This window comes from Leptospira montravelensis (assembly GCF_004770045.1).
GTDB classification, from domain to species: Bacteria; Spirochaetota; Leptospiria; order Leptospirales; family Leptospiraceae; genus Leptospira_A; species Leptospira_A montravelensis.
The window spans coordinates 318,490-343,151 of the sequence record NZ_RQFO01000004.1 but is presented as its reverse complement, the minus strand read 5'-3'; the positions used below and the strand labels follow the sequence as shown (position 1 = coordinate 343,151).

Genomic DNA, 24,662 nt, shown 5'->3' with positions numbered 1-24,662 from the left:
GTAGACCTTAGACTCTAACTCACAACATCTTGTTTATTTTGTTTTTTCCGAATGTGGTCGAGTAACCTTTGCAAACTAGGATTTTCAGGATCTAATTCCAAAGCAGAACTTAGGATATTTTCAGCACGGGAAAGATTTTTGTCGGCCAGATAGGTTTGTCCTAAATTGATTAGGTTTTTGACATGGTTAGGATCACGCAGACGCACCCTTTCCCCAAAATCAATGGCAGTTTTGATATCGGCCACTTTTCTTGCGCAAAAAGCGGTGATGTACATAATTTCTGTATCCATTGGCCTAAGTAAACTATAGTCTTTGGCCATTTTTTTGGCGTTTCCATAGTCTTTCAGTTTCAAATAGAGTTGGATAAATTTCTTTTTAATTTCAGGAATGTTCTCTTCCAAAGAATTGGCTTTTTCTAAATAGGCAACTGCTTCTTGTAAATCGGATGATTCGCTTGCTTCCTTTGCTTTCAAAAGGAGAGCCTGAATCTCTTTTAACCGTTCTTTTTCAATTTTATATCTTTCCTTTTCTTCGATATAAGAAACACGTAACAATGATAAGTCGTCAGTAAGAGATCCGTAACTTGCTAGTTCTTCATAAATTTTATCAAGTTCCCCTTTTCCCGATTCCACTACTGTTAGAAATAATCTTTCATCTTCATTGATGACTCGTTTTCCTTCGGCTGTGTGAGAGATGAGTAAATCATCGCGACCGTCAGAGCCGGCAATCAAAACGTCGCCCGGTTCCAATTGGAAAGTTTTAATATATAAATTTCCTTGGACACCAGAGGTTCCGAGTTTTCGAAACATAAGTTCATTTTCAATAAAACTTGCAATTCCATCCCGGTATAGAACCATCCAAGGATGTTCAGCGTTGATAAAATAAAGTAACCCAGTTTCATTATCGATCAGGCCAAGAACAAGAGAAACTAACATGGATCCGTCAAAACCTTCAAAAATTTTATGAAGTTCCAAAAACGTATTTTTAATCCAACGTTCCGGGTATGTATTTCTTGCTTCACTTAACAGCTGTGTTCTTGTGATGATCGATTCAAAAACTGAACCAAGGACAAGCGCTCCCCCTGCCCCCTGCATCGACTTACCCATCGCATCAGCATTTAGAAACACAGTGTATGACCGGTTGTTTAAAAAAATTTGGTTTGCGATATTTAAATCCCCACCGATTTCTTTTTCATATTGGCGAAAGGTAAATTTTTTCTTTTGTTCCAATAGAAAGTCAACTTGCACATTATCGTGATTTGCATGATTGGCATGGAACGGCTGAAGAAGAAGAGATGTTAAGAAGTAATCACCATCTTGTTGGTGTTTCAGTGACTGGACTTCTTTTAAGGTATTTTCTAACTCCTTTGTTCTTTCTTGTACTTTAACCTCTAACTGTTCTGCATACTGTTGTAGTTTTTTTCTGGCAGCTTGAATCGAACGAACCATCCGATTGAAAGACCTTGCCATAAATCCAATATCATCTTCTACATGAACCGTCAGTCGGTATTCTAAGTTTCCAGAATTTACTTCGGTTAAACCTTCGATGATTTGTTCAATAGGTCGAATTAAGGCAATAAGAAAGAACAATCGATAGCCGAAAATCACAAGAACTGCTAAAGAAAGCACACCAATAATCCAAGGAAGAGTAACTTCGTGTTGGAACTCCCTATAATCCAAATAAGGATATCCCACTTCATGGATCAGGCCATTTTTTTTATCCACGACCAGATAACTTACATAAAACGAATGATCGGGATTATTTTCCGCAAATTTGACACGACCCCTGTAGTTCCGGTCTCCATGATTTGGCATAGGTGAAAACATTTGATCTAGAATTTCGAACTTTTTTTCTTCCGTTAGGTTCGTCTCTAATACTGCACGAGCTGCACCGTAAAAACCGGAAAGAGGTCCTTCTTTCTTTGATACGAATGAAGAAGCATTTTCTGAAAATTTTTTCGTTTGTATTTCTCTTAGTTTGTTTCTAGTATAAAGAATTTTCCTTTTTTCGGACTCTAATTCATGAATCAATGCCTCGGGGCTATTCATTGTATCCAAACTAAGAAGTCGTTCTATTTCCGCAGAATAACCTTTGCTAGTTTCTGGAAGTTTAGAAAGTAAAAGAAACGTATTTTCTTTCCAATCATTCTTTCCTTTAAAAGAAAGAATCGTTTCCAAAGCCCAATAATTCCAATATTCTGACTCATAATGTTTTGGATCTACAGAAGTAGATTCAAAGCCCTTTTTTCGAACAAACTCTTTTAGACTGGTATCATAGGTGTAATGAAAACTTGGAACCTGATCTGTTTCTAACCCAGCAATATAGTTTTTTGCTCTGGCTGTATGCACCATATCATAATTAGCTTCTGATTGTTGGATCACAGAATATGCAACAAGTTGTAATACTAACAAAAATGAGGCGAGAGATATCCCAATTATTCGAGATATAATGGTAGTTTTATCCTTTGTGTTGTTAATATATACTACATTGGCAACAAAAAGTCCAACTACAAGTAGAAGATCCGTAATCGTTTGGTAGATACCTCTTCCAATAGCACCGTCTCTGGACTGAGCATTCATAATTCCTGGGATGATGGTGACAAGAATAAATGCTATGAGAATACTTGCGGAAGCAAACCTAGATTCTTTAGGCATTTTAAATATCTGAATTATCGCAACCAAAGAAAAAATAAGAAAAAATACTAAAACTATGATTGCATACACTTTATAAAATATGGGCACAGGAAAATCCCAATAGTGTCCGCTAAAAAAGAATAACCTACCAGCAGTTAAACTAATATAAACGAAATATCCGGTAACTGTGACGACTATCGAGGTCATTATTAGAAATAAATATTTTTTAAGCCGGGGAAAATAGACTTCTGGATAACTTAAGAAAAAGCTAGTTAGATAAGTGGCTCCTGCCATAGCACCGATAATGACAAGCCAACGCAAATAAGCCGAAGATGGCCCCATAAAGGAAAAATTGATCAGGTAAGCAAAATGAAATAAGCCAAGCCAGAGAGTGCCCATACCTAACTGGTAGGTAGCTTCCGATTTTTCTTTCACCGTTAAAAAAAATTGTGCATTGTAAAAAGTAAAAATAACACCGACAAGCGAGCCGAATGTATAAAAATCAAACGCTATATTTCCCCAAGAGTTCATGGGTGAAAACCCTAACAGATAAAGAAATCATGTCAACTTTGTATTTCTTTTCTTCTTAATTTGTATAAAAAGTATAAAATAAAACACAAAATCACGAGGCCAATCACTCGATTATAGTAAGATAACATAACAACGATTTGGTTCCAGTTAGATCCTAACAAAGAACCGCCCAAAAGAAGAATCCCACACCAAAGGGAAATGGCAATCGAATACAATAATACAAATTTAATGATGTTCATTTTACTCATTCCCGCTACAATCGAGACAAAGAAACGAATTCCTGCGGAAAATCGGGAGAGTAAAACAACAACGATCTCATGCTTTCGAAACCAAACGAGTGTCTTCTGTAAGTTTTCTTCCTGGTAAAGCGCTGATAAAAATGGAAACTTAGAACGTTTTAGAAATTGGAGGATTCTTTCCCCAAAAAAATACATCACAAGGGCCCCAAGAAGGTTCCCAAAATAGGTAGCCAAAACCACGGAAACAAGGGATAAGGGTGAGTCCTGACTCGAAGAAAGAAATCCTGAAAAAATAGTGACTGTATCTCCTGGCCAAGGGGGAAACACATTTTCCAAAAAATTGGAAAAACAGAAAAATACCCAAAGTACAAGGGGTGGTAACTCCAAAATTCGACCGAGAAAGGTATCAAACTGCAGAAAATCCAACACAAAGGAAAAGATATGCCTTCCTGTCTATTGGCAACAAAGATTTAAAAAAATGAATGGAAGGAATCACTAGTTTCACATTTGCTTTCCCTAATGCTTCGATTTTTACCATTTTTACTATTGATTCTCTCGGCCTGTGCTCCCACGACCCAAACAGAAATCTACCGTTTTGATCAAATCATTGTTTCTAGAAATCCTACAAATGCGCCACCTGCATTTCCTCAGTCCTTCTTTCCAGAAAATCCAAAGTTTTTACAATCCAGTGAATTCAAAACTAGCCACATTCATACTAAAGAAGCAAGTTTACTAATGGAATCGGAGGAAAGTTTAGAAAACATTCGCAAACGAATCGAAACGAGAGCGGCACAAGGGGATTGGAAACTAATTGATCAAACTGAAAAAAATGGAGAAGTATCCTATTTATTGGAAGGATTTATCAAAAAATCTCTTTCCATTACCGTTTCAGATAGTGGCACTTCCAAAAGTTATATTCGTTTTTATTTTAAAAAACATTCCAGTTATTAATTATGAATTGGATAAAGAATAAAAACGAAATCATAGTTTATCTTTTACTCAGTGCCATATTTATTGGGACTTGTTTTACTTTATTTTTTGTATTCAAACCATTTCTATGGGCAAGTTTCCTTGCTTTATTATTTTATCTTACGACTAGGAAAACACACAAAAAACTAAAGAATGTTTTAGGTATCAAATTTCATGGTCTCTCCCCTTACATTATGGTAATCTTAATGCTTGCCGGAGTTTTTATTCCTTCGTATCTGATTGTATCAACATTAATTAGAGAATCTTTAAATTTGGTTAGTTATATTAGAAACCAACTCACAGAAGAATCGATTGTGGCATTGTTATTAAACAGTCCGATGTTAACAGATTTTTTTACAGAGAATGAATTTTTCTGGATCAAACTTCCCTTGATGTATCGGGAATATGTTGGTCAACACATGGATATATTGAACTTGGATTCTATTTATAGTTTATTAAAAAACTCATCCGGATTTTTACTTGGGTCATTTGAAGTTCCTGGTGCCATCATCTTCAATGCATTTTTTACCTTTATTTTACTTTTCTTTTTGTATAAAGAAGGAAGTCGGATGGAACATGCACTTTTTGTTTTGTTACCATTTCCAACAGAAATTGAAGAACGATTAGGAAGAAGGATTGAAGAAGCCATTCGAACTGTAATGATGGGAAATCTTTTTATTTCTCTACTCCAGGGTGCCCTAATTTATGTTTTGTTACTTTTCACTTCCGTTTCGAATAAATTTTTACTTTCTAGCATTGCCACAATTTTTTCTTTAATCCCTGTGGTCGGAACCTCTGTTGTATGGTTACCCATTGGATTATATATTGGACTTGTACAGGAAAATTGGACTGGCAGTATTCTATTTATGATCGCAGGTGGGGCAAGTTATTTGATTTTAGAAAACTTAGTTAAACCTAAAATTTTAGATAAAAAATTAAAAACACATCCATTTTTAATCTTTTTATCCCTGATTGGCGGTTTACAAGAGTTTGGTGTAGCTGGGATCATCATCGGTCCAATGGCTTTAACACTTGTCATAATCCTGTGGGATTTTTGGAAAATCTTTAGAGAGACACGGTTTCAAAATCTATAAATGGAACTTGTAGACTCCTCTCTCAGTGTCAGTGAGGTGAACCGCCTCATCAAAGCAAAACTCCAAGACTCAACTGAATTTAAAAACATTTGGGTGCGAGGGGAAATTTCCAATCATTCCCAAACCAATAGTTCTGGTCATATTTACTTTTCACTCAAAGATACCACGAGTGTCATTAAATGCGCCTTCTTTTCCTTCCAAGCCAAAAATTATAAGGGAACACCGCTTCGTAATGGAATGGAAATTTTAGTTTATGGGTCGATTTCTGTTTATGAACCAGGTGGTTATTACAGTTTAACGGTTCAAAAAATTGAAGAGATTGGAGAGGGAGACATCCTTCTCAAAATTGAAAAATTAAAAAAAGCCTTACTCGACAAAGGAATTTTTGATCCCACACACAAACGTCCGCTACCTAAATTTCCTAAACGACTGGGCATTGTTACCTCTCCCAAGGGAGCGGCAGTCGAAGATATCATTCGCATTGCAACAGACCTAAATCCTTCCATTCAAATTTTAGTATCTCCCTGTTTAGTACAAGGAGATGGAGCAGAATCTTCAATCATAGAAGCCATTAGAGAAATCAACGATCCGAAATGGGAAGTAGATGTGATCATTGCAGGACGAGGCGGTGGTTCCTTTGAAGATTTAATGGCCTTCAACCAAGAAGCAGTGGTGATGGCGTACTATAACTCCCGAATTCCTATTATTTCTGCTGTGGGTCATGAAATTGATCGTGTGCTTACAGACCTTGCGGCAGATGCAACTACCCCAACCCCTACTGCTGCGGCAAAACTTGCCATTCCCAATGTTTCGGATACTCTCATTCGACTCGATGAAATGGAAGATAGGTTAAAATCAGCATTAACCAATGTCATTCGAGTGGGAAAGGAAAAATGGATGGGTGTTTCCACAAGGCCTGTTTTCCAAAATCCAAAAACTATGATAGAATCCAGATCCACACAGTTGGATGAACTTATGACAAAGATTTCTTTACTTGGAAAAAACTATTTAGTTCGTAAACAAAGTGAATTCCAAAAATTTGATTATTTTTCTCAGAACTGGAAATCTTATTTAGAAAGAATCCACAATAAATTCACACTCGCCGAACAAAGGTTAGATCATTTTTCGCCACTTGGTACATTAAAACGTGGTTATTCCGTTTTAATGAATCAAAACAAACAAGTTATATCATCCATTCAAAAAGTTTCAAAAAATGAAAGTTTAGAAGTAACCCTCACTGACGGAAAACTTCTAGTTGAAGTAAAAGAAAAAATTTAGGAATTCAAAATGGCAGAGAAAAAAACAGTTAGCTTCGAAGAAGCACTTCGCGAATTAGAAGACATTGCTGAAAAATTAGAAAGAGGTACTCTTTCGTTAGAAGATTCCATTAGCGCTTACGAACGTGGGATAGAATTAAAAAAAGTATGTTCCGAAAGACTTGTAGATGCGGAAGCAAAAATTGAATTTTTATCAAAAGCACCTAGTGGTGAAACCGTAAAAGCAACTGTCAAAAAAAAGAAGGATGATACACCTTCAATACCCGTGGAAGAAGATCTATTTTAAAGAATGAGTTTCCAAGCAGTATTCATTGTTGGTTACCTATTCATAACGATTGCCATTGGTGTTTATGCAGCCAAAAAAGTTAAGAATTCAAAAGACTTTATTTTAGCGGGAAGAAGCCTTCCCCTCCCGATTTCCACTGCTGCTCTTTTTGCAACTTGGTTTGGAAGTGAAACTATCCTTGGTTCTTCTGTAGAATTTGCCAAAGGAGGATTTTTATCTGTCATCCAAGATCCGTTTGGTGGAGCTCTTTGTCTTTTTTTATTAGGACTTATATTTGCTAAGTATCTTTACCGAATGCAAATTCTTACCTTTGGTGACTTCTATAGAAACCGTTATGGAAAAAAGATGGAGTTTATTGCTGGGATTTGCTTGATATTTTCTTATTTTGGCTGGGTGGCTGCACAATTTGTGGCCCTAGGCATTATGGTTCAAATTCTTTTTGGAATCAACCAATTCACAGCGATTGTGATTGGTGCCTTGCTTGTTGTATTTTATACTTATCTAGGAGGAATGTGGTCAGTTTCCTTAACAGATTTTTTTCAGTCCATTTCCATTGTTGTTGGACTTGTCATCGTATTATTTGAGTTAAATGAAGTAAAACCCATTTGGACCTCCATCCAAGAAAAACCGGATGGGTTTTTTCGATTTTTTCCAGAATCTAATTTTCATGCTTGGACTTTGTATTTATCTGCTTGGATGGTGGTAGGATTTGGTTCTTTACCCCAACAAGATATATTCCAAAGAGTGATGTCAGCTAAATCAGAAAAAGTAGCCATCACAGCCTCTTACTTATCTTCGATTTTCTATTTACTATTTGCATTGATTCCTTTATTTTTGGGACTCCATGCCAAAAGTTTACTTCCAGATTTTGATTTAAATTCGGATACTGGACAACTTCTGATTCCTACTATGATTTCTAAGTTTTCTAGTCCTTGGATCCAAGTATTATTTTTTTCTGCATTGATATCAGCCATTCTTTCCACAGCCTCTGGTGCTATCCTTGCACCTTCTTCTATATTATCTGAGAATATTCTAAAATACGCATTTAATAATATGGATGATAAAAAGCTCCTTTTACTTTCTAGAACTTCGGTTCTTATCATTGCAGGGATTTCCTTTTTGTTAGCAGTAGGAAAACCCTCTATTTATGCATTGGTAGAAGATTCTGGGGGAATTTCTCTTGTGACTTTATTTATTCCAATGGTATTTGGGTTAATGAGTCAAAAAGCAGACGAAAGGTCTGCCATCTTTTCTCTTTTTGTGGGAATTGTCACCTGGCTAATTTTGGAAATATACGGTGACGATATGACAAGTCACTTCTATGGAACCATTGCCAGTCTTATCGCTATCTTAGTGGGAATGTATTTTTTTCCAAAGAAAGCGCAAGACTCAATAACCAGGTAAAAACCTCTTTCATATCAATCCCCAGAGCTTTTGCTTGTTGGGGAATCAGACTTGTTCCCGTCATCCCAGGAAGTGTATTTGTTTCCAAAACATAAGGGACTCCATCACTTATTATAAAATCTGTCCTTGAGTAACCTTTACATCCCAAAATTTCATGACATAACAAAGTATATTCTTGTAGTTTTTTTGTGATTTCTTCGCCTACAGGAGCAGGTGTAATTTCCTCACTTCCTCCTTTGGTATACTTAGCTTCAAAATCAAAAAATTCTGATTTGGGTCGAATCTCAGTCGGCACTAAAGCAAAAGGAATTCTTTTTCCACCTTCTTTTTTTTCCAATACTCCAATGGAAACTTCAGTTCCCGTGATGAGTTTCTGGATGAGGACTCGGTCCTCTGTCACAAATATTTTATCCACAAGAAGCATAGCTTCCTCGGGAGTTTTTGCCATTCCTGTATTTACACTAGACCCACCTAGCGTTGGTTTAATGAAAATTGGAAAATCAAAAGGAAGATTTAATACCGTTTTTCGAGCATCAGTTTTTCCTTTTTCTAAATCCACAAAAGGTGCCACGGGAATTCCTATCGTTTGGAAGAGAAGATTAGCACGGTATTTATCCATTGCGAGAGCCGAAGCCAAAACTCCTGATCCGGTATGAGGAATCCCTAATACATCGAGGAATCCTTGGATTCGTCCATCCTCTCCGGCACCACCGTGTAACCCCAAAAAGGCGGCTAAAAATCCATGTTCGAGTAAACTTGCTCCCGTTGACGGTTTTGTTATATGGTTTTGCGCAGAAAATTCCTTCAAAAAATCCGAATCGGTTTTCCCGGTCGGATCTGGATACAGAGGATCTTTAACTGTCGGTATCCAGAATTTACCAGATTGGTCAATATAAATGGGACAAACTTGGTATTTGTCCCGATCAATTGTATTGAAAATGAAATAAGAAGAGCGAATGGAAATAATATGTTCGCCGGAGATCCCTCCGAAAAGTAGTGCGATTTTGGTTTGGATCATGAAATCACTTGATTCCTTTTGTAGAAACTTGAAGATATTGAAATTACGTGGATTCCCGCTTTAAAATTCAATTCGGAATTATTTTTTGTCTTCTCTTTCTCAGTTCCGGAGTTTCTGCCAAACTTCCTAATTCCTTTACAGAAGACATCAAATCCAATTACCATCAATTCTGGTTTTTATATGAGTCTGAAGAAAGAGGCCGCCAAAGTTATTTAGCATTCCGCCCATTTTATATAGGTTTCCAAGACAAAACCTATGCCTTTCGCTTTAAAAGTTATTTATCACCCATCTATTACAAAGAGGAAACCAATTATTGGTATACTTGGTCTTCTTTATTTATCTTTAGCGGAACTGGATTCAAACATGAAGAAGGTGACGCAGATGAAGATATTCTTTTCACACCACTATTCATATGGGGGAAAGGGGAATCACAAAGAGAAAACTATTTCAGTGTTTTTCCCATTTATGGAAAAATCAGAAACAAACTTTCTTACCAAGAACTAAGTTATGTTTTATTTCCAATTTACACCGAATGGAAATACAAAACCTATGAAGCCAAATCTTTACTTTGGCCTCTCGTGATGTGGGGAAAATCAGAAACTCGAAACGATTTCAGAATTTTTCCTATTTATTCTAAAAAGGAACATGAAGGAAAATACAAACGTCAATCTTTCCTTTGGCCATTTTTTCAATGGGGAGAAGAAAAGTTAGACAAAAAAGAACCAACCTCCTACTCCATTTTTTTTCCCATTTATAATAGCAAAGATTCAAATGATGGAAATATGAAAAGTAGAGCCTATCTTTGGTTTCCTCTTTTAAACTCTTTATATTCTTATGGGTATGATAAAAAAACGGGGCAAACCAATTATACTGCATTATTTGTTTTTTTCCAATACACAACATCCGAAAAGAAAGATACCGAAAAATTAGTATTTTTTCCTTTCTATGGTTATTCGTATTTTGCGAATAAAGAAGCAGAGTTCATCACTCCATTTTACATTCGTTTGTCGCAAAATACATCCCACTTAAAATCCACTTCTCATTTTATATTACCATTTTATTCTCAAATGAAAAATGATTACGTCCAAACAGGTAGAGAAGATTTTTACATCAAACTTTGGCCACTCTTTCGTTATCATAAAGACCCAGATGGAAACTTTGGATGGAATACCCTTGCCATTATTCCTGTTCGTTTTGAAGTAATGGAAGATGTATGGGAACCTATTCTTTCGGTTATCGAATACAAAAGGTCATCTAATGGAGAAAAACGTTTGCACCTAATCACAAGACTTTATACTCATCGGTGGACAGAAGAAGAAACTCATATCCACATTCCGTTACTTGTAGAATATTCCAAATCAAAATCAGGATTTCGTTATGATTTCTTTTATGGGTTTTTAGGAATCGATACACGAGAACCTACTAACAAATATAAACTCCTTTGGTGGGAACTATGAAACGCATTTATTCCAAAACCTTGGAACCAATTCTTTTTGCCATAGGTTTTACAGTCCTTCTTCTCTTTCGTGCTGTGGGACAATCCCACCACCTATATTTCAAACGAAAAGAAATCCTAGAACAAATGTTTATTGCAGGTGTTGGTTCTTTATTTGTGGTCTCCATCGTTTCAATTTTCACAGGAATGATCCTTGGACTAAACACTGGCCTTGGACTCCGCGACTTTGGTGCCGAAGGCCAAATTGGACTTTTACTTACCATCACACTCACTAGGGAAATGTCTCCTTTTATGACCTCTCTCATTTTGGCAGCTTCTGTTGGATCGGCAATGGCAGCAGAAATTGGAACTATGAAAGTATCGGAAGAAATTGATGCTTTAGAAGTAATGTCAATTAGTCCGATCCGTTATCTTGTATTACCAAGAATTGTAGGTTTTTCTCTTATGGTTCCAGTTCTTTGTGTATACTCTGCCGCCTTAGGAATATTAGGTGGTGGTATCGTAGGACATTTTCAATTGGGAATCGATATGATCAGTTACTTCCAAGACGTCTATTATCGTATTTCTTCCGTTCCAGGATTAAAAGACTTATATGTGGGTCTTCTCAAAGGTTATGTCTTTGGACTTTCTATCTCCACCATTTCTTGTAGCCAAGGACTTAGGACAGAAGGTGGGGCCATCGGTGTCGGCCAAACCACTAGAAAAGCAGTGGTCACTTCCTTTCTTATGGTCATATTTTCTGGTTATGTGCTCACTGCCTTATTTTATAAATGAAGGATATTATGGAACCCTTTGCCATTGAAATGAAAAACGTCCATAAAGCTTTCGGAAAACGAAAGATCTTACAAGGAATGAACTTAACCGTCAAACAAGGCGAGACGATGGTCATCCTCGGACCATCAGGAACAGGAAAATCAGTAAGCCTTAAACATATTACTGGTTTACTTGATCCCGATGAAGGTGATTGCCAGATTTTTGGTGAGTCCATAGTGAATGCCAGTGAGAAAAAAAGAGAAGAACTCAGATCCAAACTGGGAGTGTTATTCCAATCAGGTGCTCTTATCAACTGGCTGACTGTTTATGAGAATGTAGCGCTTCCTTTGCGGGAACATAAAATTGCATCTGGGGAAGAACTCGATCGTATTGTAATGGAGAAGCTAAAATGGCTCGACCTGGTCCCCGCCAAAGATACGTTACCTAGTAATATTTCGGGGGGTATGAAAAAACGTGTGGGCCTTGCCCGCGCTCTTACCTCTCAACCTAAAATTGTGTTATACGATGAACCCACATCAGGTCTTGACCCAGTCATGTCTAATGTCATCAACGATTTAGTCATTCGTTTGCAAAAGGAATTAGGTCTAACATCCATAGTGGTCACCCATGATATGAACTCTGCTTACCGCATTGCCGATCGGATTAGTTTTCTTTATGAAGGCAAAGTGCAGTTTTGTGGAACTTCCGAAGAAATCCAAAAATCTACAAATCCAGTCATTCAACAGTTCATACATGGAAACACAGTTGGTCCTATGATTCTGGATCATTCCGAATTAAAAAAAGGAAAATCCAATTGACTTTGCTAATCACTTTAGGAGATTTTTAGGGAATGCCTACCGCAGGTCGCGCTCTTATCGTTGGTCTTTTATTTGTATTTTCTCTAGTAGCCGTGGGTTATTTTACCATTGTCACCGAAGGTGGGCCCTTTCAAAAATCTGGGTACCAACTTCCGGTTTACTTTCCCGATGCCGAAGGGATTAAAATTGGAAACAAGGTTACCATTCACGGAGTTCCCTTTGGTTATGTTTCCAAAATCCGTTTGGTGCAAATTGATGAATACGGAAATCTATTGCCTGAGGGAGAAACAGGGATCGGAACTAAGGTGGAACTCACCTTACTTTTAAAAGGCAAGGTGCAACTGTTCTCCAATTATGAAATCACCATCAAAAACGAAAGTTTGCTTTCGGGGCGAGTCGTCTCGCTCGACCCAGGTTCCAAGTTTCCTGTCGATCCCAAAACCAAAGAATACCTGATGTCAGAACCTGCTCTTACCAAAGTGGAGATTTCCCCTCGGTCTGGGAAAATGTTACCTATCCAAGGAAAGGTCACCCAAGATCCACTTGTTTCTCTTTCGGAACTCATAGCCGAAAACCGAGCCGATATCCGTAAAACCGTCCAAAATATCGCTGGAATCACGGGTAAGATCAATGAAGGACAAGGGACTCTTGGAAAACTCATCAACGAAAGTGATGTCCACAAATCAGTGAATACCACCCTCGGAGATGCCCAAGTGGTTTTAAAGGAACTACGAGAAGGTTTGGAAGACACTAGGGAACAGGCGCCTGTCACCAGTTTCATTCGTTCTGCACTCAGCGCTTTTTAAGCACTAACACGTAAAATACGGCTTCATTTGTAGCAAAAATCTTTGGTTTATCGCACAAATTGGGGCCGTCACATTCCCACCACACTGTTGTAAAAAGGAGACATTTTTTTGACTTAGGGTAACGGTTTTGGAATTGTCCGAACCCCCTTTCCTACAAATTTGTAAGTAGGAACTGAATATGGAAACGGCGATACACAGAAAAACGATCCAAAACCCCATTACACTTAGGGGAATTGGCGTCCATTCCGGTAAAATGGTGACTTTACGGCTCCATCCAGCGGAAGCAAATACAGGACTAATCTTTTACCTCTACAAAGGGATCCAAAAAATACGCATTCCCGTCTCTCTCGACCATGTAGTCGATACCAGTAACGCCACAACCATTGGGGACGGAAGTTCCAACCGAGTGCAAACGATAGAGCACCTTCTCGCCGCAGTTCATACCTTAGGCATTACTGATTGTATTTTTGAAATTGATTCTGTGGAAGTTCCGATTATGGACGGATCCTCCCTACCGTTTTGGGAAGGAATCCGCTCTGCAGGAATCCGGGTTCTAGAAGAAACGGTGGAACCAATTACCATAGCAAATCCTATTTGGGTTGTCGACGGGGATAAATACCTGGTCATGTTGCCCTCCAATGAACTAAAAGTCACTTATAGCATCGATTTCAATCACCCACTTTTGCGTGGCCAATCCTACACCACAACCCTTGACGAATCTATTTTAGGAACAGACATCCTTCCTGCCCGAACCTTCGGGTTTTTGAAAGATGTGGAAGCCCTCCAAGCCCGTGGCCTTGCTATGGGTGGATCTCTCGACAATGCGGTAGTTTTGACCGATGACGGGTATCTGAACGAAACCTTACGTTATGACAATGAGTGTGTGCGCCATAAAATTCTGGATTTAATTGGGGATTTGGCTGTGATGGGAAGACCTTTCCGAGGCCATCTCATAGCGTCCAAGGCGGGACATGCCCTAGACATCTCCCTTGCAAAATGCATTATGAGCCAAGTGACAGGAAACGAACTCACTCAATTCAAAAGTAAAAGAGTTCCCCTTTTCGCCAAAAAACAAGCGGTCCGCTAGAATCCGTAGTTTTTTACTTTCCAAACGAAGCCTAACCGAAAGTATTTTTGGCATAGGTACGGATGGAAGAAAAAACCACATTCAAAGGCATTTCTGCCTATCCAGGCACTGTTTACGGCAAGGTTTTCCGCTGGAAACAATCCAAACGAAAACGAGAAGACCGGACGGATCTTTCCCCCGATGAAATCAAAGAAGAAGTAGAACTTCTAAAAAAAGGACTCCTCAAAACAGAGGAAGACCTAAATGATCTCGTACAAAAGTCAAAAGCCAACCGTGAATTATCTGAAATTTTAGAATCCCAAATTGTATTCTTAAATGACCCCCTATTTCGGGCTCGAGTTTTCGAAAGAATCGCACAAAACAACGAATCAGCGGGTCTTGCTTTAGAAACTGCTGTTAGCTCACTTTATGATGAATTTCAATCCATCCCTGATGAATTTTTTAGGGAACGAGCTGACCATATTTTGGATATTGGAAAAAGAATTGAATCCAATCTTTACCCCGATAAGGCAAACGACCAAACCAAAATTCCCGATGACGTCATCCTCATAGCCAAAGAAATCACACCTTCAGAGATGATCCAACTCGGCAAATCCAAACTCCGAGGAATCGCTACCGACTTCGGAGGAAAAACAGGACATACCGCCATTATCGCAAGAAATTATGGAATCCCAACGATTGTAGGATTAAAAAACATCACCTCACATGTTGAAGATGATGATTATATTTTACTCGATGCCACAAGAGGGATCTTAAACCGTTCTCCAGGCATTGACGAAATCAAACTTTCTGGAATCAAAAGTGATATTCATAAAGCCCAACCCTTACGCGAAATCAGTGATGGTCCAAGAGAAATCAAAACCAAGGACGGAAAAAAGTTTACCCTTCGTGCCAATATTGATTCCGAAGATGAAGTGGATTTAGCCTTTGAACAGGGAGCAGATGGGATTGGCTTGGTTCGCACAGAAATTTTATTCATCCGATATGTGGAATTTAAACCCACAGAGGAAGAACAGTTTGCAGTTTACAAACGAATTTTACTCAAAATGGTGGGTCGTCCTGTAACTTTCCGAGTCTGGGACATTGGCGCTGATAAAATGGAAAATGGTTATGAAGAGGAAAATCCATTTCTTGGTAACAGAGGGATTCGTTACCTCCTCCGCCACCCTCACTTTTTTAAGGAACAATTAAGAGCACTGCTACGTGCGAGTGAATTTGGAACTATGAGAATTATGCTTCCAATGATCACAACTCGTTCCGAGATATTACAAACCAAATCCTTGTTAAGTGAATGTTTAGAAGAGTTAAAAAACGGAGGACTCATCATCACAAAAAAAATTCCCCTTGGTATTATGGTGGAAACACCGGCTTGTGCCCTCAATTTACCTTTTCTTGGAAATCATGTCGACTTCTATAGTGTGGGTACCAATGACCTTCTACAATATCTACTCGCTGTGGAACGTAACAACCATTTGGTGGGAGATCTATACAATCCCTGGCAAGTTGTCTTTTTATTATTATTAAAAAATATTGCGGATGTTGCCAATTCCCAGAAAAAACCGATTAGCATTTGTGGTGAAATTGGAAGTGATCCAATGTTTACCGCAGTCCTCATCGGTCTTGGGTTTAGAGATTTAAGTTCGGCTCTGCCACTGATGCGAGAAGTTGCAGAAAAAGTACAAGAAATATCCTCTTGGAAAGCAAAACTCCTCGCCGAACAAGTGATTGGTCTTGCAGGCGAAGAAAAGTTCGAAGAAATTGAAGCCTTGGTTTTAGAAACAAAAGGTTAGATACATAGTATACATTACAACTCAGATTGTTTTTTAAAATCGATCCAAACCAAGGATCCATATGATTCATTTTACTTTATGATGTGAGAATGGTATGATCTTCTTCTTTACCTTTTAGTAAACTTAAGATAGATTTCTTTTTTATAGAATAAATTACATATAAAACAAAAGCACCAGAAAAAGAACAGATCACAAAGAATCCGTAAAAGTTCTTCATACTTCCCCATTGGTTTTGGTACCCTGACAAAATCCCAGCCGCGTAATGACCAAAGGCATTTGACAAAAACCAAATTCCCATAAGGAGAGAGGCATATTGTGTTGGAGCCATTTGACTGACAAAGGACAATCCTACTGGCGAAAGACAAAGTTCGCTTAAAGTATTCCAAAAATATACAAAAATCAAAAATAGAATAGAAACAGTCACCCCAGTTTCTGCGTATCCTGCAGCCACTACCATCACAAGAAATCCGACACCTAATAAAACCAAACTCAAAACAAACTTTAGAACTGGATTTGGATTTTGATTCTTTTTAGACAGATTCGTCCAAACCAAAGAAACGATCGGACCTAAAAGCAAAATAAACAAAGGATTAATTGACTGTAAAACGGAAGCTGGAATTTCAAATCCAAACAAATTTCTGTCGGTGTTTCTCAAAGCAAATAAGTTAAGTGAAGTCCCCATTTGTTCAAACGCCATCCAAAAGAAAATACTAAAAAAAGAAAGTAATACAATCAGTAAGATTTTTGATTTTGTTTTAGGATCCACAGAACTAGGCTGGCCAAAGTCAACCGTTCGATTTTGTTTTAGCCAAATCGAATCAGGCAATCGCCTACTGCCAAAAAAGAAAACGATCATTCCAATCGCCATTCCAACTCCAGCCGATAAAAATCCTAAATGCCAATCTACCCTTTCCCCTAAACTACCGCAGATGATGGGGCCAAGTAGACCTCCCAAATTGATCCCCATATAAAAAATAGTAAATCCACTATCTCTTAAATTTGGTTTTTCATGGTACAATCTTCCGAAGATAGTAGACATATTGGGTTTAAAAAAACCATTTCCTAATGCGAGTAATACGAGGCCTAAATAAAAAAAGTAAATTCCAGAAAAGGCCAAGGAAATATGACCACATAACATTAAAAAACTACCCAGATAAATGGAAAATTGATAACTAAAGAACCTGTCGGTTAAGTATCCTCCAAAAACGGGCGTTAGGTAAACAAAACTAGTATAAAACGCATATACAGCTCCCGCATCCGCATCAGAAAATCCAAGCGAATTCACCAGATACAAAACAAGGAGAGCCCGCATCCCATAGTAACTCAAACGTTCCCACATTTCTGTGAGAAATAGTGGTGTAATCCCTTTCGGGTGCCTATTTAAGTGGATTTTGTTCTGCTCTTCCAAATGGTTTCCTCATTTCCAGTAGAAAAATTCGCAAACCGTGCCGCAACAAAAAGATAATCAGAAAGACGATTGAGATATATTCTTAAATCAGTGTGGATTTCTCCGCCAGATTCAATATAAACAAGTAGGTCTCGTTCCAATCTTCGACAAATCGTTCGAGCAATATGCAAACTGCTCGCAAGAGAACTTCCCCCAGGCAAAATAAAATACTTAATTTCCGGAAGCACTTCCATTAAGCGGTCAATTTCCTTTTCTAAACTTTCCACATCTGATCGCAAAACAACTGTTCCTTCCTTTGATTCTTTTGGTACGTAACCCGCAAGTTCTGATCCAATCTCAAACAGAAAACTTTGAATGCTTTTTAAGTAATTTAAAAATGTTGGATCGACATTTAAGTCTTTAGTAAAAGAAAGTGCAAGGCCAATGGTGCTATTCAATTCGTCACAACTTCCGTAGAGATCAACTCTCCTATCTGTTTTGGAAACTTTGATGCCGGAAGCAAGGTAGGTTTGGCCACCATCTCCGAATTTAGTGTAGATTTTCAATTTCCCACTCCTTTAGAGCTTAAATTTTCTTTACAGACCTCAGTTTTCTGGTATAGAATCATCTGGAAAGGCAAAATTCATGGAAGAACCAAGGGCAGGCAACCCCTTCTCTTCTCGATGGAAACGGACTCCTGGGCAGTGATTTTTACTTTTCTCCGCATGTAGGGAAACAGGCGGGTCATGGACACACAGGAGGGTGTGACAATGATTATCAATCACAACATCAGCGCGCTAGTTGCGAAACGGGCGCTTACAAACACGGGCCGTGACATGGACAAGTCTATGGAGCACCTAGCGACGGGTATGCGGGTCAATAGACCAGGGGATGATTCCTTGGGATTCGCAGTGTCCGAAAAATTAAGATCACAAATTCGAGGCCTTGGACAAGCAGAACGAAATACCCAGGATGGTATGTCGTTACTTCAAGTCACCGAAGGATCTTTAGACCAAGTAAACTCTATCTTACAGAGGTTACGTGAACTTTCCGTTCAATCTTCAAACGGAATATATTCTAACGAAGACAGAAAACTAGTCCAGCTAGAAGTATCCCAACTTGTTGAAGAAGTGGAAAGAATCGGAACTTCTTCAGAGTTTAACAAAATCAAACCGTTGGATGGAAGGTTTTCTCGTTCTTCCAAAAATCCAATGACTTTGCAAGTGGGTGCAAACGGAACAGAAAAAATTGAACTCTATATCAATACGATGACGAGTTCTTCTTTGAAACTAAATACAGCTGGAAATAAGTTGACCCTATCAACTCCAAACAAAGCTTCCGATTCACTGCAAGTTCTGGATGATGCCATCACCAAAGTCAACCGACTACGGTCTGACCTAGGTGCTTATTACAATCGATTGGATTTAACTTTGAAATCACTGAGTAACAACTATGTGAACATAGTTTCTGCCGAATCGCAAGTAAGAGATGCTGATATGGCAACGGAAATGGTAGAATATTCCAAAAACCAAATCCTAACCAAGTCGGGTGTGGCGATGCTCGCACAAGCAAACCTAAGACCAGAATCCGTAGTAAAACTCCTCACGGACAGATACTAATCCGGTCAAAAAAGAAACGGAAATCCTCCTTGCAAACAGGGAGGATTTCTTCAAACTTTGTCCTTATACTTAGTAGAGTGTGTAAGCGAGGACAATCACTTTGAAACAAATCATCTCCGGAATTCTTTCCCTATCATTACTTTCCACAATCTCTTGTGGACTTTCCGACAACACAAAAAGGCTAATCTTAAGTACATCCATAGGATGTGGTGTGGGTCTTGCTCTTGGTGCTGTTTATGATGAAGCGCAACGCAAAAAAGATACAAAAGACAAAAAGAACGATATCCAAAGACAAATTAAATCCTCTCTAGCAATGGAAAAAAAGAAACCGCAAAACAAAGGTAAGATTGTGGGTCTTGGTGCCGGTTGTTTGGCAGGACTTGGAACTGGTTTTTATCTCAATACCATGTATGACAACATGGCTGAAGAAATGAAAAAACAAGGAATCACTCTTACAAAAACTGAAAAAGGCGGAGAAACTGTGGCTCTCACTGCTTCTATGGACGGGGGAATTGCTTTTGAAGATGGAAAGGCTGACCTGAAAGGAAAAGGAAAAGAAAATATTGATAAATTGGCAGAAGCATTAGCAGCTTACCCAGAAACTAAAATCAATATTTCTGGACATGCCAACCGTACAGGAGCAGAAGATTTAAACCAAAAATTATCACAAGACCGTGCGATCACTGCAAAAAATGCCATCACTGAAAATGGTGTAGAAAGCAAACGAATTGGAACTGTAGAGGGACTTGGTTCTTCGACTCCTCTTAAAAATGTTGATCCAAAAGATGGATCGAACCGCCGTGTGGAAGTGGAAATCGTTCCAGCAAGCTAAACCAATTAGATACAAAAAATGGGACACACTGTCCCTTGTTTCTTATGATAAAAACCTACAATCGTTGTAGGTTTTTTATTTTAAACTAGATTCAAAAAAATTAAATTCCGAGTCCAGGGAAACCACCCATAGCCTGCATTTGTTTGGCGGCTCCGGCTTGCGCATCCTGCAAAGCCTTCGTATAAGCTTCTTGGATGGACTTTTCTAGTAAGTTTTTATCTTTTTTCTCGATCAATTCGTCTTCTATCTGGATCGATTTCATTTGGAATTTTCCATCCAAAGTAACCGAAAGGAGTTTGTTTTTTGAAATTCCTACGAAATTGAGGCCCGCAAGTTCCTTTTCCATTGTTTTCACCTGCGACCGCATCTTTTTCATCTGTTTGAGCATATCAAACTTGTTTCCGCCAGCTCCACCGAACATAATCACCTCTTTTCCATATAGGATTTTTTTTCTATAAAAGAAGGCAAATATAAAACTAATCGGTGTCGATACTCTAAATATGATCCATCCAAATTCTCCATACAAACGAATCTGGGATCTTTTTGTTTTTATTTGTATCACTTATTTTGCCATCGAAGTCCCTGTCCGCCTAGTTTTTCATTATAAACTTTCGGCGGGTGTGAATTATTTCGAAAGGGGGATCCAAATTGTATTTGGAATTGATGTCCTCCTCAATTTTAACACCGCCATCTTAAAAGACAGACTCCTGATTCAAAACCGAAAGATAGTTTCTAAAACCTATTTACGCTCCTGGTTTTTAGTGGATTTTCTTTCGGCCTTCCCCTTCGACCTTTTTGGAGGATTTTTTTTCCAATACTTTGGTGTAACAGACAGTTTAAAAATTCTTCGGTTACTTCGCTCCGTTCGGGTCTTTGAACTTTTTAAATCCCTTCGGCTTTTGGCCTTGGGTGCGGATTCAGATGACCGCTTCAAACTTGTGGAAGTGATCAATCCTATGACCTTTCGGTTGATTTTCTTTGTGTATTGGACAAGTCTTTTTGCCCATTGGGTAGCTTGTGGATGGATCCATCTTGGTCCTGAGTTTTTAGCGGATAAAGACATCACGACTAGATACATCCGTGCGCTCTATTGGTCAGTGACCACACTAACCACAATTGGATATGGGGACATCACACCAGTAACCAATAGCCAAACGATTTATACTATGGGAGTGATGATTTTAGGTGTAGGTATTTACGGCTACGTGATTGGTAATATTGCCACCTTACTTTCCAATTTGGATATTTCTCGTGTTTCCTTCCAAGAAAAGTTAAATACAATTGATAGTTTTATTAAATACAAAAAACTACCACCTAACCTTGCCAATCGAATTCGTTCCTACTATGTCAATCTTTGGGAAAACAAACATGGGATTGACGAATCCGAAATTTGGGACCAACTACCTTCTGGAATCAAAATTGATGTGTCTATGTTTTTACATAATCATTTGATTTCAGTAGTCCCCTTCTTTAAAAATGCACCGGAAGAATTAAAAAGAGAAGTAGTTTTGGAATTAAAACCTGCTTTCTATATGAAAGGAGATGTTATATTTAGAGAGGGAGATGTTCCTCATAATATGTATTTTCTTTCAAAAGGTCATGTGGAAGTGATTAAGGAAAAAACAGGAGAAGTCCTTGCGACACTCAATTCAGGATCTTTTTTTGGCGAAATGAGTTTAATCGATGATTCCCTAAGAACGGCAACCATCAAAGCAGGTTCTTTTTGCGATGTATATACACTAGGCAAAGACCGTTTTACTGAAATCTTAAAACACCATCCTGGATTTGCAAAACACATCCAAGGAATTGCAGAAGAACGTAAAAAAAACCAAAGCTCAAAAACGCATCATACTGAATGACCTATTAAAATATTAATTAATTTGCAACGTTCATTTAGGCGTTTTCGTTTTTAACGATTAAGGTTTCAAAGTTAAAATCGAATTCTCAGGGTCCACCAATGCAATTGATTCGTCAGCTAACAGATCAAATGCGTGCCAAGCATTGCTGTCTTTTTTTAAACTCTCCTGTTTTTCCGTTTTTGTTTTGATAGTTTCCGATTTTGGAATTTCTGCTAAACAGGGAATCTCTTCAATTTGTTTTAATTTATCCAGTAATTCTCTATGTTTTTTTGATGGACCAAACCACGAAGGAACAAAGGCAATTTTTTTCTTTTGGCTAAAAATGGTTTCCGTTTGAGAAATTTCATCTAATAACAAATTTACGGCCCTAATGGTCCACTTACTAGGTGTCACCGGAATCAAAATCAGTTCTGAATTATAAATGGCTGTGGTGAGTTCATGTTTAGCAGAACCTGGTGTATCAATGATTACAAATTTATATTTGTTTCGTATTTCTTCTAAAGCACGTTTGAATTGCAGACAGAGACTTGTCGAATCTGGATTGTATTTGGTGAGTTTGGCAAGACTTAAAGTAGACGGCAAAACATCAAATTGTTTGGTTTCTCTAATGCAGTCAGTGATTTTTTTCATTCCAAGAAGTACACTCATCACACTTGCTTCTTCGAGTTGAGATAAATCCAAATCAGGTAAACAATAGTCTGTCAAATCACCTTGCATGTCCATATCCACAACTAAGGTTTTTCCGCGTCGTGCTAAGGCACAAGCTAAGTGGGCAGCCGTAGTGGATTTTCCACTTCCACCCTTGATATTGGAAACAGAGATGACCTTCATGGGGCATAGAATTGTCTGAATTCTCCTATTGACCACTGATTTTTTTTTGAATTTTCCTTGGAAAGGACTTAGGTAACCTTAATTTGGGTTTAGTTATGGCATTTACAATTCGATTCCGTGTTTGGGACAAACAAGAGAAGGAATTCACTCAAAAAGGTTTTAGCTTAACCCTTGATGGGAAACTTCTAAAATTTGGGCAACCCATCTCAAACGAAGACAATTATGTTGTTAATAGTTTTACTGGGTTAAAAGACAAATACGACAAAGACCTTTTTGAAGAAGACATCATTGAACACACAGTTGCCAAAGGTGGGAACCTTACCCAACATACTGGCGTTATCCGCTATAATAATGAACATGGTGCTTTTTATTTAGAAAACGGGCCACCGCTATTACAATTGTTTTCCATACGTAAAGTCGGAAACCCATACGAAAATCCCATACTATATGATTTGTATTTAAAAAGTAAATCTTGAGATTTTTATTTCTAATATTCGGTTCCCTAATTTTAATATCACTTCCTCTGAGTGCAACACTCTTGGAAGATTATTGGAAAGCGGTCCAAAATACAAAGGACCGATTTGAAATTGAAGACCATAGTCCCAAGAGATTTAGTTTTCGTTTGGGTGGCGAAATTCCAGGAGTTTTACATAAAGAATCTCTAAACCATGAAATCTTCTGGTTTTGTCAAAAATATATAGATAAATATCATTCAAACTATCCATACCCTCGTTTTAAGGATGAAATCAGATCCCACCTAACAGAATTATACGGAGATCCTTCTCAAAATTTTTTAAGCGGAAAGTTATCTTTTTCCTGTTTTTCTGGTTGGAAAGAAGGAAGTTCCCTTTTGAAACTCTCATTTTTTATGAATGATGATGAGTTTTATCCTTATCGTTGGGATTATTATGATACAAAAGGGCAGCTATTTTTAACCGAAGAAGATGAAACAAAAAATGGGAAAAAAGATAGTTTCACCTATTATTCTCATTCTGGTTGTCCCAAAGAAATCACAAAAGACAAAAATGATTTTGGTTCCATCGATGAATGGTGGTATTATAAAAACTGCCAACTAATTCGTATCGAATATGATGCGAACGAAAATGGATTTCGGGAACGTATTTGCCATTACGAAAATGGAAAAGAATCGTATTGCGAAGGTGTGGGTGAAAAAGAAGAAAGAGAAGCCATCCAACTAGAAAATAATCAAAAATTCCAAGAAGCACTTACTTATTATCGTAAATCACTAAAGGAATATAAAAAGGAAGTTCCGAATGGAACCTCTCGAACTTGCTCCTTACTAAAAAAAATTGCCAACATAGAATACAATGAAAGAGATTTTGTTTCTTTTACAAAAACACTGGATGAATTTTTTTCCTACCGTGCTTGTGAATCAGATTCCTTGGATGTATTAATTTATAAATCTTATTATTACTTATATGTACTTGGTGACTACAAAACAGCGAAAGATAGTTATCAGAAAACATCAGAAATTTATCGAAAAACCAATGGGGAAATCAGTCCTGAGATTCTTTTGAACTTAGCTTATGCACAATTTATGGACAAAGATCCTCACTCTTGTTTAGCTAGTTTGGACAAACTCAATAGTCGAAGACTCACAGCCTATCCGCGATTTTTTCTCTTCTATTACCGGGGTTCCTGTGAACTTAGCCTTGGTCGTTTTGAGGATGCCTATACAAACTTAAAACGAGCACAAATTTTAGGTGGCGAACGCGAATTTTTGCCAGTTGTGTATTACAAATTAGGAAGAGCTTCCTTTGCTACTAATAGGGAACAAGAAGGAAACCTTTGGACCCACCAAGCCTTATTATATGATTTTGAATTATTTGAAAAAATGGAATCAGATCCCCTATTTTCCAATTTTTTCGAATCTCCCAACGGGAAATCGCACAAAAGAAAATATTACTTGAACAAACAAAAAAAACAATGAAATTCAGCTCCTACGGAGACCA

23 protein-coding genes are annotated in these 24,662 nt (G+C 37.9%); 16 read left to right on the top strand and 7 right to left on the bottom strand.

The window, feature by feature from the left end; genetic code table 11:
• Window positions 1-14 precede the first annotated feature (14 nt).
• Both EHQ31_RS02545 and EHQ31_RS02540 read right to left on the bottom strand, forming a co-directional pair.
• Window positions 15-3,164: a PP2C family protein-serine/threonine phosphatase gene (locus EHQ31_RS02545; RefSeq protein ID WP_135569283.1), complete on the bottom strand. Its 3,150-nt coding sequence runs from the start codon at window positions 3,162-3,164 to the stop codon at window positions 15-17.
• Between the two features lie 32 nt (window positions 3,165-3,196).
• Entirely contained in the window at window positions 3,197-3,832 is a 636-nt protein-coding gene (locus tag EHQ31_RS02540; RefSeq protein WP_135569281.1) for a DedA family protein, read from the bottom strand.
• Between the two features lie 90 nt (window positions 3,833-3,922).
• Here EHQ31_RS02540 and EHQ31_RS02535 point away from each other — a divergent pair, with 90 nt between their 5' ends.
• Genes EHQ31_RS02535 through EHQ31_RS02515 form a run of 5 tightly spaced genes read left to right on the top strand, consistent with a single transcriptional unit; the run spans window position 3,923 to window position 8,433 of the window.
• Entirely contained in the window at window positions 3,923-4,354 is a 432-nt protein-coding gene (locus EHQ31_RS02535; RefSeq protein WP_135569279.1) for a hypothetical protein, read from the top strand.
• Window positions 4,355-4,356: 2 nt separating this feature from the next.
• Complete coding sequence (locus tag EHQ31_RS02530; RefSeq protein WP_135569277.1) at window positions 4,357-5,466, top strand: AI-2E family transporter; 1,110 nt, start codon at window positions 4,357-4,359, stop codon at window positions 5,464-5,466.
• Complete coding sequence (xseA, locus tag EHQ31_RS02525) at window positions 5,467-6,744, top strand: exodeoxyribonuclease VII large subunit (RefSeq protein ID WP_135569275.1); 1,278 nt, start codon at window positions 5,467-5,469, stop codon at window positions 6,742-6,744. It abuts the gene before it with no gap.
• Between the two features lie 9 nt (window positions 6,745-6,753).
• Complete coding sequence (locus tag EHQ31_RS02520; protein WP_135569273.1) at window positions 6,754-7,029, top strand: exodeoxyribonuclease VII small subunit; 276 nt, start codon at window positions 6,754-6,756, stop codon at window positions 7,027-7,029.
• Window positions 7,030-7,032: 3 nt separating this feature from the next.
• Window positions 7,033-8,433 (top strand): high affinity choline transporter 1, encoded by a 1,401-nt coding sequence (locus EHQ31_RS02515; protein ID WP_135569271.1) that lies wholly within the window; start codon window positions 7,033-7,035, stop codon window positions 8,431-8,433.
• Here the strand turns inward: EHQ31_RS02515 and EHQ31_RS02510 are convergent.
• Complete coding sequence (locus EHQ31_RS02510) at window positions 8,375-9,451, bottom strand: D-alanine--D-alanine ligase (RefSeq protein ID WP_135569269.1); 1,077 nt, start codon at window positions 9,449-9,451, stop codon at window positions 8,375-8,377. The two genes, EHQ31_RS02515 and EHQ31_RS02510, sit on opposite strands and share 59 nt — an antisense overlap.
• A 47-nt stretch (window positions 9,452-9,498) precedes the next feature.
• Between EHQ31_RS02510 and EHQ31_RS02505 the strand changes: the two genes are divergently transcribed.
• From EHQ31_RS02505 to ptsP, 6 genes are all read left to right on the top strand, one after another.
• The gene (locus tag EHQ31_RS02505) at window positions 9,499-10,908 is read left to right on the top strand and encodes a hypothetical protein (protein WP_135569267.1); all 1,410 of its coding nucleotides are present in this window, start codon (window positions 9,499-9,501) and stop codon (window positions 10,906-10,908) included.
• Entirely contained in the window at window positions 10,905-11,681 is a 777-nt protein-coding gene (locus EHQ31_RS02500) for an MlaE family ABC transporter permease (RefSeq protein WP_135569265.1), read from the top strand. Before EHQ31_RS02505 ends, EHQ31_RS02500 begins: the two co-directional genes overlap by 4 nt.
• Before the next feature lie 8 nt (window positions 11,682-11,689).
• Window positions 11,690-12,478: an ABC transporter ATP-binding protein gene (locus tag EHQ31_RS02495; protein WP_135569264.1), complete on the top strand. Its 789-nt coding sequence runs from the start codon at window positions 11,690-11,692 to the stop codon at window positions 12,476-12,478.
• A gap of 32 nt (window positions 12,479-12,510) precedes the next feature.
• Window positions 12,511-13,284 (top strand): mammalian cell entry protein Mce, encoded by a 774-nt coding sequence (mce, locus tag EHQ31_RS02490; RefSeq protein WP_135569262.1) that lies wholly within the window; start codon window positions 12,511-12,513, stop codon window positions 13,282-13,284.
• Between the two features lie 178 nt (window positions 13,285-13,462).
• Window positions 13,463-14,371 carry a UDP-3-O-acyl-N-acetylglucosamine deacetylase gene (lpxC, locus tag EHQ31_RS02485; protein ID WP_135569260.1) on the top strand — a complete coding sequence of 303 codons (909 nt, stop codon included), beginning with the start codon at window positions 13,463-13,465 and terminating at the stop codon, window positions 14,369-14,371.
• Between the two features lie 62 nt (window positions 14,372-14,433).
• Window positions 14,434-16,161, top strand: a complete 1,728-nt coding sequence (gene ptsP, locus EHQ31_RS02480; protein WP_135569259.1) for a phosphoenolpyruvate--protein phosphotransferase — start codon at window positions 14,434-14,436, stop codon at window positions 16,159-16,161.
• Between the two features lie 76 nt (window positions 16,162-16,237).
• On the opposite strand, the gene EHQ31_RS02475 is transcribed toward ptsP, so the two are convergent.
• Both EHQ31_RS02475 and EHQ31_RS02470 read right to left on the bottom strand, forming a co-directional pair.
• Window positions 16,238-17,569, bottom strand: coding sequence for a peptide MFS transporter (locus tag EHQ31_RS02475; protein WP_135569257.1), 1,332 nt, complete (start codon window positions 17,567-17,569; stop codon window positions 16,238-16,240).
• A complete protein-coding gene (locus EHQ31_RS02470; RefSeq protein ID WP_135569255.1) occupies window positions 17,542-18,114 on the bottom strand; it encodes a cob(I)yrinic acid a,c-diamide adenosyltransferase in 573 nt (190 codons plus the stop codon). Before EHQ31_RS02470 ends, EHQ31_RS02475 begins: the two co-directional genes overlap by 28 nt.
• 204 nt (window positions 18,115-18,318) lie before the next feature.
• Here EHQ31_RS02470 and EHQ31_RS02465 point away from each other — a divergent pair, with 204 nt between their 5' ends.
• On the top strand, window positions 18,319-19,167 hold the full coding sequence (locus tag EHQ31_RS02465; RefSeq protein ID WP_135570915.1) for a flagellin N-terminal helical domain-containing protein: 849 nt from the start codon (window positions 18,319-18,321) through the stop codon (window positions 19,165-19,167).
• Between the two features lie 100 nt (window positions 19,168-19,267).
• The gene (locus EHQ31_RS02460) at window positions 19,268-19,999 is read left to right on the top strand and encodes an OmpA family protein (RefSeq protein WP_135569253.1); all 732 of its coding nucleotides are present in this window, start codon (window positions 19,268-19,270) and stop codon (window positions 19,997-19,999) included.
• Window positions 20,000-20,099: 100 nt separating this feature from the next.
• On the opposite strand, the gene EHQ31_RS02455 is transcribed toward EHQ31_RS02460, so the two are convergent.
• The gene (locus tag EHQ31_RS02455; RefSeq protein WP_244247240.1) at window positions 20,100-20,525 is read right to left on the bottom strand and encodes a YbaB/EbfC family nucleoid-associated protein; all 426 of its coding nucleotides are present in this window, start codon (window positions 20,523-20,525) and stop codon (window positions 20,100-20,102) included.
• Here EHQ31_RS02455 and EHQ31_RS02450 point away from each other — a divergent pair.
• Entirely contained in the window at window positions 20,500-21,858 is a 1,359-nt protein-coding gene (locus tag EHQ31_RS02450) for a cyclic nucleotide-binding domain-containing protein (protein ID WP_135569249.1), read from the top strand. The two genes, EHQ31_RS02455 and EHQ31_RS02450, sit on opposite strands and share 26 nt — an antisense overlap.
• A 57-nt stretch (window positions 21,859-21,915) precedes the next feature.
• Here the strand turns inward: EHQ31_RS02450 and EHQ31_RS02445 are convergent, their stop codons facing one another.
• The gene (locus EHQ31_RS02445; protein ID WP_135569247.1) at window positions 21,916-22,689 is read right to left on the bottom strand and encodes a ParA family protein; all 774 of its coding nucleotides are present in this window, start codon (window positions 22,687-22,689) and stop codon (window positions 21,916-21,918) included.
• Window positions 22,690-22,784: 95 nt separating this feature from the next.
• Between EHQ31_RS02445 and EHQ31_RS02440 the strand changes: the two genes are divergently transcribed.
• Together EHQ31_RS02440 and EHQ31_RS02435 are read left to right on the top strand one after the other, a co-directional pair.
• On the top strand, window positions 22,785-23,165 hold the full coding sequence (locus EHQ31_RS02440; protein WP_135569245.1) for a YopX family protein: 381 nt from the start codon (window positions 22,785-22,787) through the stop codon (window positions 23,163-23,165).
• A gap of 62 nt (window positions 23,166-23,227) precedes the next feature.
• Window positions 23,228-24,640: a tetratricopeptide repeat protein gene (locus EHQ31_RS02435; protein WP_338069452.1), complete on the top strand. Its 1,413-nt coding sequence runs from the start codon at window positions 23,228-23,230 to the stop codon at window positions 24,638-24,640.
• The last annotated feature ends 22 nt before the right edge of the window (window positions 24,641-24,662 follow it).

What these genes read in the sequence shown, in the direction of transcription:
- EHQ31_RS02465 (WP_135570915.1), top strand. Translation starts at nt 18,319, where the DNA reads ATGATTATCAATCACAACATCAGCGCGCTAGTTGCGAAACGGGCGCTT.
- EHQ31_RS02510 (WP_135569269.1), bottom strand. Translation starts at nt 9,451, where the DNA reads ATGATCCAAACCAAAATCGCACTACTTTTCGGAGGGATCTCCGGCGAA.
- EHQ31_RS02530 (WP_135569277.1), top strand. Translation starts at nt 4,357, where the DNA reads ATGAATTGGATAAAGAATAAAAACGAAATCATAGTTTATCTTTTACTC.
- ptsP (WP_135569259.1), top strand. Translation starts at nt 14,434, where the DNA reads ATGGAAGAAAAAACCACATTCAAAGGCATTTCTGCCTATCCAGGCACT.
- EHQ31_RS02500 (WP_135569265.1), top strand. Translation starts at nt 10,905, where the DNA reads ATGAAACGCATTTATTCCAAAACCTTGGAACCAATTCTTTTTGCCATA.
- xseA (WP_135569275.1), top strand. Translation starts at nt 5,467, where the DNA reads ATGGAACTTGTAGACTCCTCTCTCAGTGTCAGTGAGGTGAACCGCCTC.
- EHQ31_RS02535 (WP_135569279.1), top strand. Translation starts at nt 3,923, where the DNA reads ATGCTTCGATTTTTACCATTTTTACTATTGATTCTCTCGGCCTGTGCT.
- mce (WP_135569262.1), top strand. Translation starts at nt 12,511, where the DNA reads ATGCCTACCGCAGGTCGCGCTCTTATCGTTGGTCTTTTATTTGTATTT.
- EHQ31_RS02515 (WP_135569271.1), top strand. Translation starts at nt 7,033, where the DNA reads ATGAGTTTCCAAGCAGTATTCATTGTTGGTTACCTATTCATAACGATT.
- lpxC (WP_135569260.1), top strand. Translation starts at nt 13,463, where the DNA reads ATGGAAACGGCGATACACAGAAAAACGATCCAAAACCCCATTACACTT.
- EHQ31_RS02440 (WP_135569245.1), top strand. Translation starts at nt 22,785, where the DNA reads ATGGCATTTACAATTCGATTCCGTGTTTGGGACAAACAAGAGAAGGAA.
- EHQ31_RS02495 (WP_135569264.1), top strand. Translation starts at nt 11,690, where the DNA reads ATGGAACCCTTTGCCATTGAAATGAAAAACGTCCATAAAGCTTTCGGA.
- EHQ31_RS02445 (WP_135569247.1), bottom strand. Translation starts at nt 22,689, where the DNA reads ATGAAGGTCATCTCTGTTTCCAATATCAAGGGTGGAAGTGGAAAATCC.
- EHQ31_RS02520 (WP_135569273.1), top strand. Translation starts at nt 6,754, where the DNA reads ATGGCAGAGAAAAAAACAGTTAGCTTCGAAGAAGCACTTCGCGAATTA.
- EHQ31_RS02545 (WP_135569283.1), bottom strand. Translation starts at nt 3,164, where the DNA reads ATGAACTCTTGGGGAAATATAGCGTTTGATTTTTATACATTCGGCTCG.
- EHQ31_RS02450 (WP_135569249.1), top strand. Translation starts at nt 20,500, where the DNA reads ATGATCCATCCAAATTCTCCATACAAACGAATCTGGGATCTTTTTGTT.